Annotated in this window: 13 protein-coding genes; all 13 read right to left on the bottom strand. The window is 41.6% G+C overall.

All coding sequences use genetic code 11. The features are described 5' to 3' along the window. Positions 1-43 precede the first annotated feature (43 nt). The 13 genes from TPSD3_RS06010 to TPSD3_RS05955 all read right to left on the bottom strand — a co-directional run bounded on the left by TPSD3_RS06010 (position 44) and on the right by TPSD3_RS05955 (position 15125). Complete coding sequence (locus tag TPSD3_RS06010) at positions 44-637, bottom strand: hypothetical protein (protein WP_176329758.1); 594 nt, start codon at positions 635-637, stop codon at positions 44-46. 125 nt (positions 638-762) lie between these two features. Further along, positions 763-3528: a pyruvate, phosphate dikinase gene (ppdK, locus tag TPSD3_RS06005; protein ID WP_086487674.1), complete on the bottom strand. Its 2766-nt coding sequence runs from the start codon at positions 3526-3528 to the stop codon at positions 763-765. A 491-nt stretch (positions 3529-4019) separates the two neighbouring features. Continuing rightward, entirely contained in the window at positions 4020-4349 is a 330-nt protein-coding gene (nadS, locus tag TPSD3_RS06000; protein WP_086487673.1) for a NadS family protein, read from the bottom strand. 1 nt (position 4350) lies between these two features. Then, positions 4351-4683 (bottom strand): type II toxin-antitoxin system RelE/ParE family toxin, encoded by a 333-nt coding sequence (locus TPSD3_RS05995; RefSeq protein WP_086488408.1) that lies wholly within the window; start codon positions 4681-4683, stop codon positions 4351-4353. A gap of 136 nt (positions 4684-4819) precedes the next feature. Next, entirely contained in the window at positions 4820-6544 is a 1725-nt protein-coding gene (locus TPSD3_RS05990) for a nickel-dependent hydrogenase large subunit (RefSeq protein WP_086487672.1), read from the bottom strand. Continuing rightward, on the bottom strand, positions 6541-7821 hold the full coding sequence (locus tag TPSD3_RS05985; RefSeq protein WP_086487671.1) for a (Fe-S)-binding protein: 1281 nt from the start codon (positions 7819-7821) through the stop codon (positions 6541-6543). The genes TPSD3_RS05990 and TPSD3_RS05985 overlap by 4 nt, the downstream gene beginning before the upstream one ends. Further along, positions 7818-8480 carry a hypothetical protein gene (locus TPSD3_RS05980; protein ID WP_086487670.1) on the bottom strand — a complete coding sequence of 221 codons (663 nt, stop codon included), beginning with the start codon at positions 8478-8480 and terminating at the stop codon, positions 7818-7820. The genes TPSD3_RS05985 and TPSD3_RS05980 overlap by 4 nt, the downstream gene beginning before the upstream one ends. Continuing rightward, positions 8477-9571: a hydrogenase small subunit gene (locus TPSD3_RS05975; RefSeq protein WP_086487669.1), complete on the bottom strand. Its 1095-nt coding sequence runs from the start codon at positions 9569-9571 to the stop codon at positions 8477-8479. Before TPSD3_RS05975 ends, TPSD3_RS05980 begins: the two co-directional genes overlap by 4 nt. A gap of 69 nt (positions 9572-9640) precedes the next feature. Further along, positions 9641-10063, bottom strand: coding sequence for a hydrogenase expression/formation C-terminal domain-containing protein (locus tag TPSD3_RS05970; protein ID WP_086487668.1), 423 nt, complete (start codon positions 10061-10063; stop codon positions 9641-9643). A gap of 142 nt (positions 10064-10205) precedes the next feature. Then, positions 10206-11042 carry a diaminopimelate epimerase gene (gene dapF, locus TPSD3_RS05965; protein WP_342587066.1) on the bottom strand — a complete coding sequence of 279 codons (837 nt, stop codon included), beginning with the start codon at positions 11040-11042 and terminating at the stop codon, positions 10206-10208. A 261-nt stretch (positions 11043-11303) separates the two neighbouring features. Continuing rightward, a complete protein-coding gene (locus TPSD3_RS17485) occupies positions 11304-11459 on the bottom strand; it encodes a hypothetical protein (RefSeq protein ID WP_176329757.1) in 156 nt (51 codons plus the stop codon). Beyond that, positions 11456-11662: a hypothetical protein gene (locus TPSD3_RS05960; RefSeq protein ID WP_086487666.1), complete on the bottom strand. Its 207-nt coding sequence runs from the start codon at positions 11660-11662 to the stop codon at positions 11456-11458. Before TPSD3_RS05960 ends, TPSD3_RS17485 begins: the two co-directional genes overlap by 4 nt. 58 nt (positions 11663-11720) lie before the next feature. After that, complete coding sequence (locus TPSD3_RS05955; RefSeq protein WP_245391535.1) at positions 11721-15125, bottom strand: Eco57I restriction-modification methylase domain-containing protein; 3405 nt, start codon at positions 15123-15125, stop codon at positions 11721-11723. Positions 15126-15131: the final 6 nt, after the last annotated feature.

The following is a 15131-nucleotide window of genomic DNA, read 5'->3' as shown; positions in this document are numbered from 1 at the left end:
ATTCAAAGCTGCCCATTATTCTACAATCGGGACGCGATAATATTCAGCCGCTAAAACCGTCTGGCAACGGCTTGTCTGTGGAGAAAGTGCAGGGAATTTCGGTGATTTTAGAAATCAGGTGCGCCAATTCTTCCACTTCATGACGCTGAGATTCTTTAGCCTGACTCCACAACAAAAGCCACGTGGCGGCGGTAGTCGAGATAAATTTGTGTTTTGCCTTCAGATTAAGCGTATAAGTAAAATATTCTTCGTAGTTATCATCTGTATGGAGTTCTTCCTTAAATTCAATTTTCTCTAATTGCACGAAAGGAATTTTTTCAACAGGCTGCTTTCCGAAAATGGACTGGGGATAAAGGTTTAATTTTTTTATAGTCTGATCAAAATGTAAAATGCAAGCATGATGACCAGGAAACAATATCCAACGTATTGTCAACGCACTAATCACAGTAAAAAATAGGCTTAAAGAACCTATTAAAATAGACCATTTTTCTCCAAAATGCACAACCGATAGAAATAACATGACACCACTGATTAAGAAAATAAAAAGAATAAAAATCAATAAAATTGAAAGTCCTAGTAGATTAGAAGAACGTAATTTCAAGCTGTGCGGCATGTTTTCAAGAATTTGAATGCTCATTTCATTTTATTAGAACCAAGTTTGGAAAGAATGGCTTGGCTCAAGCAAGATGCTTTGAGTCAAACCATGCTTTGTGAATTAAGAATTTATCGCTAAATATTTAGCGATAAAAACAGCCTAACCCATTATTCCACTACATATTTATCCTCTAACAATTTCGCATGAGCCGCGGCTAAACGCGCAATGGGGACGCGGTGGGGAGAACAAGACACGTAATCTAAATCAATGTGATGGCAGAATCGAATCGAGGCGGGATGTCCACCTTGTTCGCCGCAAATGCCGACTTTTAAGCCTGCGCGGTTTTTGCGTCCCCATTCTACCGTCATGGCCATGAGTTGGCCGACTCCGTTTACATCTAACACTTCAAAAGGATTGTCGCGTAACAACCCATGTTCGATATACAAGGGTAAAAACTTGTTCTCAGCGTCTTCACGAGAAAATGAGAAAGTGGCTTGTGTTAAGTCATTGGTGCCAAAGGAGAAAAATTCTGCAATTTCTGCCAATTGTCCTGCACGCATACACGCCCGCACCACTTCGATCATCGTTCCGAATTTGAAGTTTAACTTCACACCGCGTTGTTGTTCGACTTCGGTTTGTGTATCATTGACAATTTGTTTTACGTGACGTAATTCTTGTAATGTCACCACTTGTGGTACCATCACTTCTACGTTTGCAGGGACATTGTCACGCATACAATCCGCAGCCGCTTCTAAAATCGCCCGCACTTGCATGGCGTAAATTTCAGGATAAGTGATACCTAAACGCACTCCCCGATGTCCCAACATCGGATTAACTTCGTATAATTCCCGCACTTTACGCAGCATTTGTTCCCGTTTCATCAAGCCTTGCTTGATCAAATCTTCCCCGCTCAAGTCGAACGGCGCAGGCAAATTCTGCGGCACAGTGACATCTGACATCAAACGTAAGGTACTCATTAAATTAGACATTCCCTGCACCGTGGTTTGTAAATGGCGCAGGTGTTCCAATTGTTCTACCAGCTCACTTTCAGTAGGTAAAAATTCGTGCATCGGTGGGTCTAACAAACGAATCGTGACAGGACGCGGTGCCATTGCCTTAAATAATTCATAAAAATCAGCACGTTGAATGGGCAACAAGCGATCTAAAGCCACTTGGCGTTCTTTCGGCGTATTGGCCAAAATCATTTCAACCACAATCGGTAAACGATCACTGGCGTTAAACATGCGTTCAGTACGACATAAACCGATGCCCATTGCACCGTATTCAACTGCTTTGGCGGCCGCTTCGGGCGTGTCAGCGTTGGACATGACTTTTAATTGGGCGACACTATCGGCCCAAGACAGTAACGTCTTTAATTCTTCAGAGAATTTAGGCGGGATCGTGGGAATGGCACCGAGGTAAACATGACCCAAACTGCCATCAATCGTGACAATATCACCTTCGTGTAAAACAGTATCACCGATAATCGCTTCTCGCGCCCGCGTGTCCACATGAATACCTTCCGCACCCGCTACGCACGGTTTACCCATGCTTCGTGCGACAACTGCGGCATGTGATGTTTTACCGCCGCGACTGGTTAAAATACCTTGTGCGGCGAAAAAGCCATGAATATCTTCTGGTTTGGTCTCTTCACGCACTAAAATCACTTTTTCGCCCGCTCGGCCGAGAATTTCCGCATGATCGGCATCAAATACACATTTACCGGAAGCCGCGCCCGGTGATGCAGGTAAACCTTGTGCCAAAGGTGCAGCGGTGCGTTCAGGGTCTAAACGCGGGTGTAACAGTTGCTCTAAATGCTCTGGATTCACACGCAAAAGGGCTTGATGTTGCGTAATCAGACCTTCTTGCACCATTTCTACCGACGTGCGCACCATCGCTGTGGCGTTCATTTTGGCGTTACGGGTTTGCAAGCAATACAAAACACCTTTTTCAATAGTGTATTCATAATCTTGCACTTCTCGATAATGTTGTTCTAACTTATTACGCAGTTCCACCAATTGCTGGTACATGCTGGGCATTTCTGCTTCCATGTCCTGCACCGGTTTGGGCGTGCGAATTCCTGCGACTACGTCTTCCCCTTGCGCATTCACAAGGTATTCGCCATACATTTGATTTTCACCGGTGCCGGGATTGCGCGTAAAACCTACGCCCGTCGCACTGTCATTGCCCATATTACCAAACACCATTGTGACAATATTCACCGCTGTCCCGTTGGCCATGTCTGGAGTAATATGGAATTCGCGGCGATAATCCACCGCACGCCGTCCCGACCACGAATTAAATACCGCTTGAATGGCAATTTCTAATTGTTCAAAAACATCTTCGGGAAATGGGCGACCCGTGCGCTCCCGCACCACTTGTAAAAATAAGTCGCAAATTTCCTTCAATTCTGGCACACCTAAAGCGACATCGTATTTAGCCCACACTCGCTTTTTCACGGCTTCAAAATGTTCATCAAAAGCCTCGTCCGGTACGCCTAAGGCAACTTTGCCAAATAATTGGATAAAACGACGATAAGAATCATAGCCAAATCGCTCGTTATTGGTGTGCTTAATGAGACCTTGCAAAGTTTGGGAATTTAAGCCCAAATTCAACACCGTATCCATCATGCCCGGCATTGAAATGGCAGAACCTGAACGCACTGAAACCAATAAGGGATTGTTGGCATCGCCAAATCCTTTATTGGTGGCTTTTTCTAGGGCTTGAATGTGTTGGCGCACGTCGGCCATTAATTCGCTGGGCAAAGCCTTATCGTCAAGGTAGCGCAAACAGGCTTCAGTACTAATCACAAACCCCGGCGGGACGTTTAATCCCATTTGGGTCATTTCGCATAAATTCGCACCTTTACCACCGAGTAATTTTTTATTTTTGCCATCGCCTTCTTGAAACGAATAGACATATTTTGTGGCCATGAGAATCTCCTCCTAATGGTGATCTATTTTTTTAGTGTTATGGCGAATGAAAAAACAAATAAATTCGCAAAAACACTTTATTCATCTCGCTCCCAAGTGCCACTTGGGAATACCGTCTTTTGGATACGTTGCATCCTTGCTGTTTGAGTCCCGTATTGACCGCGAGGCGGCCAAGATCGCTCCCCAAGTGGCACTTGGGGACGAGATTATATAGTAGAATGGTGGGATTTAGGGCGCAATTCAATATCAGCTTTTCTGCTGTCCCGCAACCCTTAGATTTTAACAAAAAAACAATCTATTGATCCCATATCTGCACCTAAGATGCGTATAGGTTTGTGGGGAAATTTCGTATTTTTCGCGTCACGGTTGAAAAAGGGGGGCGTTTTTAATTTCTATGGTTTTTGGTAAATAATAAAGCCCAATATTTTGCTTTCACACTAAAATATTGGGCTTTGAAAAAAAGAATTAAAAAATTAACTCTTTCCAATTTCTTAAACAACTGACTCACACAAAGTCTTCTCACTATTTACTTCTGCTGATTGCAACGCTCTTAAAACTGCTTTTGGTTCTTTTGCCACGATATTCAATAAAACCAATGCGGCCCCACGAGGTGTCCGATCTCCGCGTTCCCAATGGCGTAATGTGCTGACACTTATACCGAATGCTGATGCGAATTCGCTTTGAGACATGCCAACTTTAACTCGAATATTCTTAACATCAATAGGAGTAAATTCATGCACTATTGCTTTTTCTTTGTTACCCTTTGCAAATTCTATTGCTTCAGTAAGTCCTTGTCTAATACTTTCAAATGCCTTAGTCATTTTAATCTCCATAATTTTCAAGAAGGACTAATACAAATTTAGCCAAAGCATTACGCTCGCTTTTAGTAAGGTTAGCTTTTTCACTTTTACCAAATATGGTCAACAAAAATAAGGGTACGGATTTACCATGGTAGTAATAGATGACTCGCACACCACCGCTTTTCCCTTTACCCTGAGCAGACCACCTTAATTTACGAACACCACCAGTACCCTGCATCATGTCGCCTGACGCTGGATGAAAGGCCAGATAATCTATAACATATTGCTTTTCTGAGTCACTGAGCAACATATCTGATTTTCTGAGGAATTCTGGAAGTTCTACTATGGTTTGCATAGTATAAAGCATAATCCAATGGATTATAGCCGTCAATCTTTTCCCAATTCTGCGTCTCAAGAGATCATTAAGAAATCCCACCCCCCTCCCCCGGCCAAAAAACCCCGAAAGAGGAGGAAGAAAACCCCACCCCAATTTAGCAGGCTTGAATTTGCAGAATATTCTCTTCTCCATCGGCATCGTGCAGATGAATCGCGCAGGCAATGCAAGGATCGAAACTGTGAATGGTACGTAGAATTTCTAAGGGCTGCTTGGCATCGTGCAAGGGATGACCTTGTAATGCGGCTTCATAGGCACCGGGAACACCTTGCGCGTCGCGGGGGCCTGAATTCCACGTGCTGGGAACAACCGCTTGATAATTCGAGATTTTCCCATCTTCAATCACAATCCAATGTCCCAAACCGCCCCGCGGAGCTTCCATAAAACCCACCCCTTTAGCCGTTTTCGGCCACGTGGACGGATCCCACAAGCGATCATTAAACGTTTTTGTGTCGCCATTCTTAATATTAGTGGAAAGCTGGCGAAACCACGCTTGCATCATATCGGCGATTAACTTCGTTTCCAACGTGCGGGCGGCCGTGCGTCCCATTGTTGAATACAGAGCATCTACAGGTAATTCCAAACGGCTCAAGGTACTGTTGACCAACTCCTTAGCCGCTTCGTTGCCCGTCGCCACCAACATCAGCATCCGCGCCAATGGCCCGACTTCTACCGAATGATTACGCCAACGCGGCGATTTACACCAAGAATATTCCTTTTCCACCTCTAACTGCTTGTAAGGCGGCGTTGGCCCGGTGTAATTTAGGTTGGTTTCGCCATCGTAGGGATGCAAACCTTGATCTTTACCCACACTGTAATCGTACCACGCATGAGCCACAAATTCCTGCACTTGCTCTGGATCATTTAAATCCAAAGGATGCACCGTGGATAAATCCCGATTTAAAATCACGCCCGCAGGAATTAACAAATCATTTTGACCATTTAAACCACTGATCGGGAAATCGCCATAAGTCATGAAATTCCCCAAACCTTCGCCTTTTTTAAACCAATCTTTATAAAAACTGGCAATGGCTAACGTATCAGGAACATAAACATGTTCCACAAAGGTTTGCATCAGATCAATTAATTTACTGACTTCTGACAATTTCTTACTGTTCAATGCCGAGTCAGAATTCAGATCAATAGGACAAGGCACACCGCCCACAACAAAATTAGGATGAGGATTTTTACCGCCGAAAATCGCGTGTAATTTCGCCACTTCTCTTTGCCACGCTAAGGCTTCTAAATAATGCGAAACCGCTAATAAATTCGCCTCGGCAGGCAAACGATATTCAGGATGTCCCCAATAGCCTTGAGAAAAAATACCCAATTGACCACTTTCTACGAATTTCTTTAGCTTATTTTGCGTGTCGCTAAAATAACCCGGAGAAGAGTTCGGATGGGAACTGATCGATTGTGCCAATTCCGCCGTGGCTTTAGGGTCAGCATTTAACGCAGACACCACATCCACCCAATCTAACGCATGAAGATGATAAAAGTGCATCACATGGTCGTGAATATATTGCGCACCAATCATCAAATTACGAATCAATTGCGCATTCGGTGGAATGTCATAATCCAACGCATCTTCTACGGCACGCACAGAAGCCATACCATGCACCAACGTACATACGCCACAAATCCGTTGCGCAAAAACCCACGCATCACGCGGATCACGCCCGCGCAAAATCAATTCTAAACCGCGTACTGAAGTTCCCGAAGAATAAGCGGATTGGATAGTATTGTCTTCTCCCATTTGGGCTTCAATTCTTAAATGCCCTTCAATGCGAGTAATGGGATCAACGACGACACGCTGATTCATGCGCTTTCTCCTTTCGTTTCAACTAAATGTTCGGCTAACATTTCCGTCAAACCGATCACGGGTAAATCCTCCATTTGATAGGCTTCTAAGCCTTCTTCAAAAATAATGCGACAATTCGCGCACGCCGTCACCAATTTATCCACTTTTAATGGCTTAATTTGATCGACTTTAATCTTAAAAGCTTTAGTGCGCAATTCTTCAGCATCTTCATTAGAAGAAACGCCGCCGCCTCCACCACAACACCAGTTCCATTTGCCCGCGTCAGGCATTTCCACAAAGTCTTTTACCACCATGTTCATTAAACGCCGTGGCGGTTCTTCTACCCCGCCGCGCCGCACCAATTGACACGGATCATGGAATGTCATGCGCCCTTCGGCAAAACCTTCTGTTTTTAACAAACCTTGCTCACGCAAATCGTCCAATACTTCTAAAATATGTTGGACTTTAAATTTAAACGGCCGCCCCATTAAATTAGGTCCTTCCCAACGAATTGCCGTATAAGCATGGCCGCATTCTGGACTAATCACCGTTTTCACGCGCAATTCTTCGGCCGCATTCACCACTCTTGACACCAATTCTTTGGCAATATCGAAAGAACCAATTTGAATGCCGCTATTCGTCGCTTCAAAGGCTTTACTGCTCAATGTCCAAGATTTTCCTGCATGGCGCATAATGCGGGCAATCGCTTCTAAATACTCAGGGAAATTCATAATTTCCATTGATGACAATAACACCAAATAATCCACATCTGATTTATCCATATTAATCTTCAGATCAGTGGATTTTTCTAAGCGTTTAATTTGCGCTTCCAAAGCAGGCAAACGCACCCCCATCGGGCTGCCAATCGTCACCGCACGTTTCGACGCGCCGATCAAGCCTTCAGGCGCGTGACCCGCGGCCACCATGCCTTCCCGAATGCGTCGCACCATGTACACAATGTCATTGCCCACCGGACACACCAGCGAACAACGTCCACATAAGGTACAAGAGTTATAAATCAATTCCTGCCACTCGGCTAATTCGTCATCAGTCAGTTTCTTACGCAAACCAACCGCCGACATTAAACGTCCCCATAAGGTATATTCTTGCTCCCATACTTTACGCATCGGTTCTAATTTATGAATGGGAGTATATTTAGGGTCTTTCGTCTCTTCATAAAATAAACAAGCCGACGCACAAATGCCACAATGCACACAACTTTGGAAATAACTGGCAATGGGCGCATCAATTTGGGCTTTTAACGCATTATAACCCCGTTCAAAACTGGCCGCGCTCATACTTTTACTCCTTTTCTGGCGTTCATATAACCGTTGTAATAACGGGCTATAAATAACGTAACCGCGTGCATTAATTTAGTAAAAGGAAACGCAATCATCAGCAACTGCACGCTTAATAAATGAATCGCTAACATCGTGATATAAGGCAAAGCCAAATGATGATATGCCATATAACCCGTTAAAATCGGCAGAAACGTTAAAAACCATACCAGATAATCTTGCGGAGTCGATAAAAAGCGCAATAACGGATCCGTTACCCGACGAATTAACACCCACAATAAAGCCAATAAAGTCATTACCGTAATGGCATCCACTATCGGCGACGGTAAACCCGGCCACGAAAAACCTAAAACGCTCTCAAAAAACAAAATATGAGGAATATAAAGCAATAGGATAATAAAAAATCCAATATGAAAAACATAACCCAATACCACCGTTAAAAGGGCTTTATCAAAAGTTCCTTTTGCCGACACGGTGCGGGTAAAAACAGTGGTTAATCCACCCAGAACAGGATTACCGGGACGCGGTTCGGAATAATCTGGCTTTCTCCCCATTAAAACAATTTCTAACACGCGCCATAACATGCCCATCGCAAAAATAATAAAGGCAATCTCAAATCCTGTGCCACGAACCCATATCAAGAAGTCAACGTTACTCATTTCTCCTCCCGTTCTAAGTCATTGATCGTGACGACTTCACGTTGTGAGACGGCTTTGGCTTTTTTCTGGGCATTTAATGCCGCCGCACCCAAACCAATCGCCGCCCCCGCCGCCGCACCATAAGCCACTGTGCGCGGAATATCGGAGATTGGCACGGATAAGGCTTTGTAAAAACTGCCCGCATCCCAGAAATTCGGCTCAGAACAACCCAAACAACCATGTCCCGCTTCAATCGGAAAGCTCACGCCCCCATTCCACTTTGTTGTCGCACAAGCGTTGTACGTGGTGGGGCCTTTACAACCCACTTTGTATAAACACCACCCCCGTTTCGCGCCCTCATCGTCAAACGTTTCCGCAAATAAACCTTTATCGTAAAACGGACGACGATAACAACGATCATGAATATTCTGCCCAAAAAACGACAACGGACGCTTCAAATGATCCAATTCCATTGCAGGTAATCCAAAAGCAACCAACTGCACAATTGTCGCTGTCATCACAACGGGAATCGGAGGACAACCGGGAATATTAATAATCGGCTTGTCTTTAATAATATCTTCGACAGAAACCGCACCAGTGGGATTAGGGTTGGCTTTGGGAATGCCGCCATAGGCCGCACACGTCCCAATCGCAATAATCGCCGCCGCATCTTTTGCCACGTGTTTCAATATGTCCAGATTGCTCTCGCCCGCAACAGTAGAATAACCCGGATTTCCCAACGGAATTGAACCATCCACGATCAATAAATATTCGCCTTTATGCTTTTGCATGGCTTCTTCACGCGCATGTTCCGCGCCATCACCAGAAGCAGCAAATAAGGTGTGATGATAATCAAGAGAAATGCTATCAAAAATTAGACTTTCTAAGGTGGGACTTGCAGAACGAGTAATAGATTCCGTACAGCCTGTACATTCTTGAAAAGATAACCAGATCACTGAAGGTCTGGGCGTGTTTTCCATTGCTTGTACGATTCTCGGCACCATTGACGGCGGTAACGCCATCATCGATGCCATGCCCGTACAGAATTTCAAGAAACCTCGGCGGCTAATTCCTTGACTTCGCAAGTGTTCCCCGATGGTTTTTGTGACCATAGTTCCTCCTATGAAATAATGAGTTGACGGTCAGGGTTAGGGTTTAAAATAAAGATAAATCACAATGTCCTAATTATTATTATTTAATAGTTTTTCTTGCAAACGCATTAAGCCCTCTTCAACATCTTCAGGAGGAGCTTGAATAATGGCAGGTATCCAGTTTATTTCTAAATAACGCCCCATCAGTTCATTGTGATCATTAAAGTGTTCAATCCACCATACCGCAGGAAATTGCGTTTCCCAAATTTCACTTTTTCCTAAACTGTCTAATTGCACCGTAATTTCGCCCACACCTAAATGTTGGCGTAATTGTTCATCATCAGCCGGGGATAACGGTAAACTACGCAAATCCAGCACGGTCGGCTCATTTTCTCGCAACAGGCGGGCTAAAGCGTGACTGATTTCATGCAACAACGGCAGGGTGTTACCCGTAGAAAAATAAGCGGGAGAGATTGAACGTTCTACACTAACAGGGATGTCTTCCAGAGACATAAAAGCTCCTTATTGACAGATAGAATAATTATTTTCTAACATTCCAAAATACTAATATTTACCTCTGATCATAGCCTTATTTTGGAAAAATAAGAAATTTTTATTGTTTAAACGGTGGGTTAAGGGGATGCCAAGCAGAACCTTACAGTTCAATGACTCCTTCAAATACGGTCACTGCGGGGCCTGTCATCCAAATAGGGCTGTTGATGTCTCCTGACCATCGAATACGTAATTCTCCGCCACGGAGTTGTACCGTTACGGTGTCTGACAATTTTGACCATAAACGCCCAATGATCACCGCCGCACACGCGCCACTGCCACACGCTAACGTTTCGCCCACGCCGCGCTCAAATACCCGTAAACGAATGTCTGACGCAGATATTACCTCCATAAAACCCACATTGACCCGTTCGGGAAAAAAACGATGTGATTCTAACAAACGTCCTAAACTGTCCACAGGCGCGGTGTCTACGGAATCCACTTGTAACACTGCATGAGGATTACCCAAAGACACGGCACCAAATTCTACCGTTTCTCCCGCGACATCCAATTGGTAGCGGGTGGCTTGTTCTGAAGTGCGCAGGGGAATTTGGGCGGGTAAAAAACGCGCTTGTCCCATTTCTACGGTCACTAAACCATCTGGCTCTAATACAGGACGCATAATACCCGCTTTAGTTTGTACTACACAATTTGTTTTTGTGGTGAAGCCTTTGTCAAACACGTAACGCGCAAAACAACGTACACCATTGCCACATTGAAATACTTCTCCACCGTCGGCATTAAAAATACGATACGTAAAATCCACGCCTTCCTGTTCACTCGCGCCCACCCACAAGACCTGATCGCAACCCACGCCAAAATGACGATTGGCTAGGAAACGAATTTGTTCTGGTGTGAGTTCTCGCGGAGTGGTCAATGATTCGATCACGACAAAGTCATTGCCTAATCCTTGCATTTTGGTAAATGGTAATTTCATCATTCATTCCTTAATCCAGTGATAAGTCGTTAAGCAAAAATATTCGGCCACTAAAATTATTTAGATTTTTCACATTTCTACTGCTCTCTCTTGCTATACCAAAATTAAGTCATTCATAAAATTTTTCTGTCAGAATCAGAATTTACAGAATTTTAAGATTTTCAGAATTAAAGAATAAAAAATCTGTTTAAAATAAACGACTTACAAGAATAAATTTTGAAAATTTTTGTGTCTGTAAATTCTGATTCTGACAAATTAAGGATTCTATGAATCATATCTTTTTGGTATATCTAGTTGCGGATGATCATAAGGATTTTCTTTTAGCAACTCAAATTTTTTGCCTATTTCTTGTTGTTGTTTTTCTTGACATTTTTGAATAAATTTAGTCACTGTTTTATGAAGTAGCAAACGATAACTCATTTGACCATTTCCCATTCATCAAATTGACTATAATCGCCTTGTGCAATTTCGGCGCGGCAATTGTTAATATGAGTGATTTCTTCTTCTGTTAAATCATCATTTTCTTCTTCAATAACTCTACAACGTTGGGGAGGGAGAAGTTTGATAAACGCTAAAATTGTTTCATAGGCTTGTTCATCCACTTCTAAGTAAATATTTTTCATGTTTATTTCCTTTTGGCAAAGAATTTTCAAAGCAGATTTTTTATTCTTTAATTCTGATTCAGACAAAAAGATGTTGTTCTGTTTTTAAAAATTCACTTAAAATCATTTTTTTAAACCGTTCTTCAATGAGGGGAAAACTATTTAAAACATGTTGCAATTCGTGTTCTGTCAGGCCGTATAAATGGGCGATAATGGCATCTAATTCGGCGCGGAGTTGTAGGCGAGTGTCGGGATCAATAGCGGCTGTAATAGCTTTAATTGATTGTTGGTTTAGGGTGTTTTTTAAGTCGTCAAATTCCGTCGTGGTGCAAATTAAACACGCCGCACGATAAACGATTTCTTTAAAAATAGCATCGTTTGCAGTTAGGCGAGGAACGGGCATTTGATAAACATAAAACATATTTAAATTTGCAGAAATTTTTTGTCTCAGAAAGTAGTCAAAAACAAAACTATTAAATACAGAAACTAAAAATAGCAATTCTGAATTTTCTAAAAATTGCCCCTCAGAAAGATTAAAAGATTCTGAAGCAAAGTTATTTTTAGGTAGAATGGTTGCGATCATTGCTCGTTCGTTTGTACTGCTTGCAATTCGTCGAAATCCTAAACGATAATTTTGATAATCCAATAACTGCCCATTATCTGGTTTTTTACCCAATAAAGTTTGTCTTGTTTCTTGTTCATCAAGCCAATATTTTGCATTTCCCCATAAATGCGTGAATTGGTGAATCATTTTACCTTCATAAAGCGGCAAGCGTCCCGCGCCTGATTCAGTTTTAAATAAATGACTGTCGTTAGTCATATCAAATTCACGAGTTAATTTTAAATTCCAAGTGTTATCTAACGATTCTCCTAATAGCGGAAAACGCAACATTTTCTCGGCAATTCGCACATCTAATATTGATTTAAACTCCATAATGGAGTGAGAATCTGGAGATAATTTTTTAACTAAATCAACAGATAATTTAACATGCTCATTTCTATCATGTAGAAAATCAAGCAATTTATCAATTTTAATTGCTTCTCTTGGATTTATCCGAAAAGCTGAATAAAAATCAGTGGTTTTTAAACCTTTTTCAAAAGTTAATAAACAAAATTTAAAAGAATGATGAATGCCATCAAAAATAAATTTTTCATTGCTTAATCCAAATAAATCATTAATTTTTGTCTCTTCAAACAACAAATGCCGTAAACCTGTCGCGCCTAAATCGGTATAAATTCCACTGGGAATCACAATTCCGCACACGCCGCCTTTTTGCAATAAATTAAAACTTTGCTCAACAAATAATTTATACAAATTCAAATCACTGCCTGTTTTCTTTCCATTAACGAGCGCGGATTGAAACTTAAATTGTGATGTTTTGCGTAAAAACTCACTGATATATGGAAATTGACTTAAATAATCCAACCATGCTTTTTTAAGCGCGGAATCTTGTAACAATTTGCTTTGTTCTTTCTCAAAATCCTTAATAGACATTTTATTTTTACTAATCGATTCTGCATGAGAACTAAAAAATTCCTTACCATTCGGCTTAAAAGTATCCCAAGGCGGATTAGCGATAATGGCATCAAAGCCGCCTTGTGCAAAAACCTCGCTAAATTCATAGCCCCAATGAAATGGCCGTAACCGCTCAATATCTGCAAGAGTTAATATTCTTTTTATGGGCTTACCTTCCTTATTTTTCGCCTCATCCCAAGTGGCTTGTTCAAATTTAATTTTTAAAGCATTAAACTCATTTAACAATAACTGATTTAACACCAATTGCGCTTTTTCTCTGGCTTGTTCAATTGATTCGCGTAATTGCCGTAAATCTTTACTAAACAAAGTTGCTTCTCGATATAAAGCAATCATGCGATTTTTTTCAGTTAATAATTGCGAATAAGACAATACTTTATCTTTTTCAAGCAAAGAAAACTGATCAAATTCTTTACCATCCACCGAAAGTAAACCGATTAAAGAATGCCCCGCCATAATATTAAAATCCACATTAGGCAAAGGCTCTAAATCATCTGCTTTTTCCACCGACGCAACCAAGGCCAAAAACAAGCGTAATTTAGCGATTTCGGTGGCTTCATCCATAATATCCACACCGAATAAATTATGCGTAATAATTTGCTTTTTAATTTCGTACAATTCATGTGTAGAAAGATGCGTGGCATAAGCGGCTTGATAAATATCCACTAAAGTTTTCATTGCCGCGACCAAAAACGCGCCCGATCCGCACGCGGGATCGAGTAATTTTAACGTAGGCAATACTTGAGACAATAAGCGATTTTTTAAAGAACCATCAAGATGCGTCAATAATTCATCTATTCCATCAAAAGCAATCGCCTCACACACATCAGGAATTTCAGGTGAATTAAGCCGATTTAAAATTAAACGGTGAATCGTTTGTTGAGACAAATATTCAGTGATTTCTCGTCGCGTATAATAAGCACCGAAGGCTTTTTGATTAATATATTTCTCAAAAATATAACCTAAGACATCAGGATTAATTTCATTATCATTTCCCGTCGGCGAATCATCTAAACTCCACGAATAATTATCAAACAATTTAAACAACCGTAAAAAAGCCTGATCAGGAATTATTAACGTATCTCGATAACGCACTTCTAAAACATGCTCTAAAAACAATCCGCCATTCAAATAAGGAATATGCCCCAAACATGCGGCTTTTTCGGAGCGTTCTGCGGCGGGTTTAGCGAAGCCTTCAAAAAACAAAATTCGTAGGAATTGAGGATAAAAAATATCAGTTTGTTTTTCTTGAAACAAATTTAAATAACAGGGTAAATAATCACGATTACCATGGTCTAAAAAGCCTTTTTTCTGCAAAAACCAAATAAACATAATGCGATTCACCAAAACCGACGCATACCAACGTTTATCATGTTCATGAGGAATGCCGTGAATATGCGCCACAAATTCATCTAATAAATTAGCGAATTCGGCATAGAATTTTTTAGTAACGGGTTCAATATCCAAAGCCTTTTTAAGTCGTTTTAAAACTTCTAATAAAGACAAATCACCCTCATGATTTAACTCTGAATAATCGACCCAAAGCGAAGCCAATTTACTCATTAAAGCATCGCCAGATTGGCCGCAAAAATAAACATGTTCACGTGGTGCGGGATTTTTCTCTGTTTGTTTCAACCAAAAAAAGACAGCTTTAGTTTTTTTATCCGTAAAAATTAACACATTTTCCGCGCTATAAAATTCCGTAATTTGCCGTGCAATTTGGGCGCGTTGTTTAGCGTGAGGAAACGCATTATTTTTTGCCTGAATAACAAAAACCTGAACCCGTCCTAATTCCGCAATCGCCTGACACAAAAAATCAGATTCATCAAGCGACAAAGAAAACGGTCTTTTTTTCTCAGCCCGATTCCAGCCTAATTCATCGAACAATAACTGAAAATTAAAAGACTGAATGGCATCGCGTAAAGCAGATAAATTTAACATGTGTGGCATGGTGGT

Origin of the sequence: Thioflexithrix psekupsensis (assembly GCF_002149925.1) — a bacterium.
GTDB classification, from domain to species: Bacteria; Pseudomonadota; Gammaproteobacteria; order Beggiatoales; family Beggiatoaceae; genus Thioflexithrix; species Thioflexithrix psekupsensis.
Note: the sequence above shows the minus strand (reverse complement) of the source record. Positions and strands in the feature narration are given on the sequence as shown.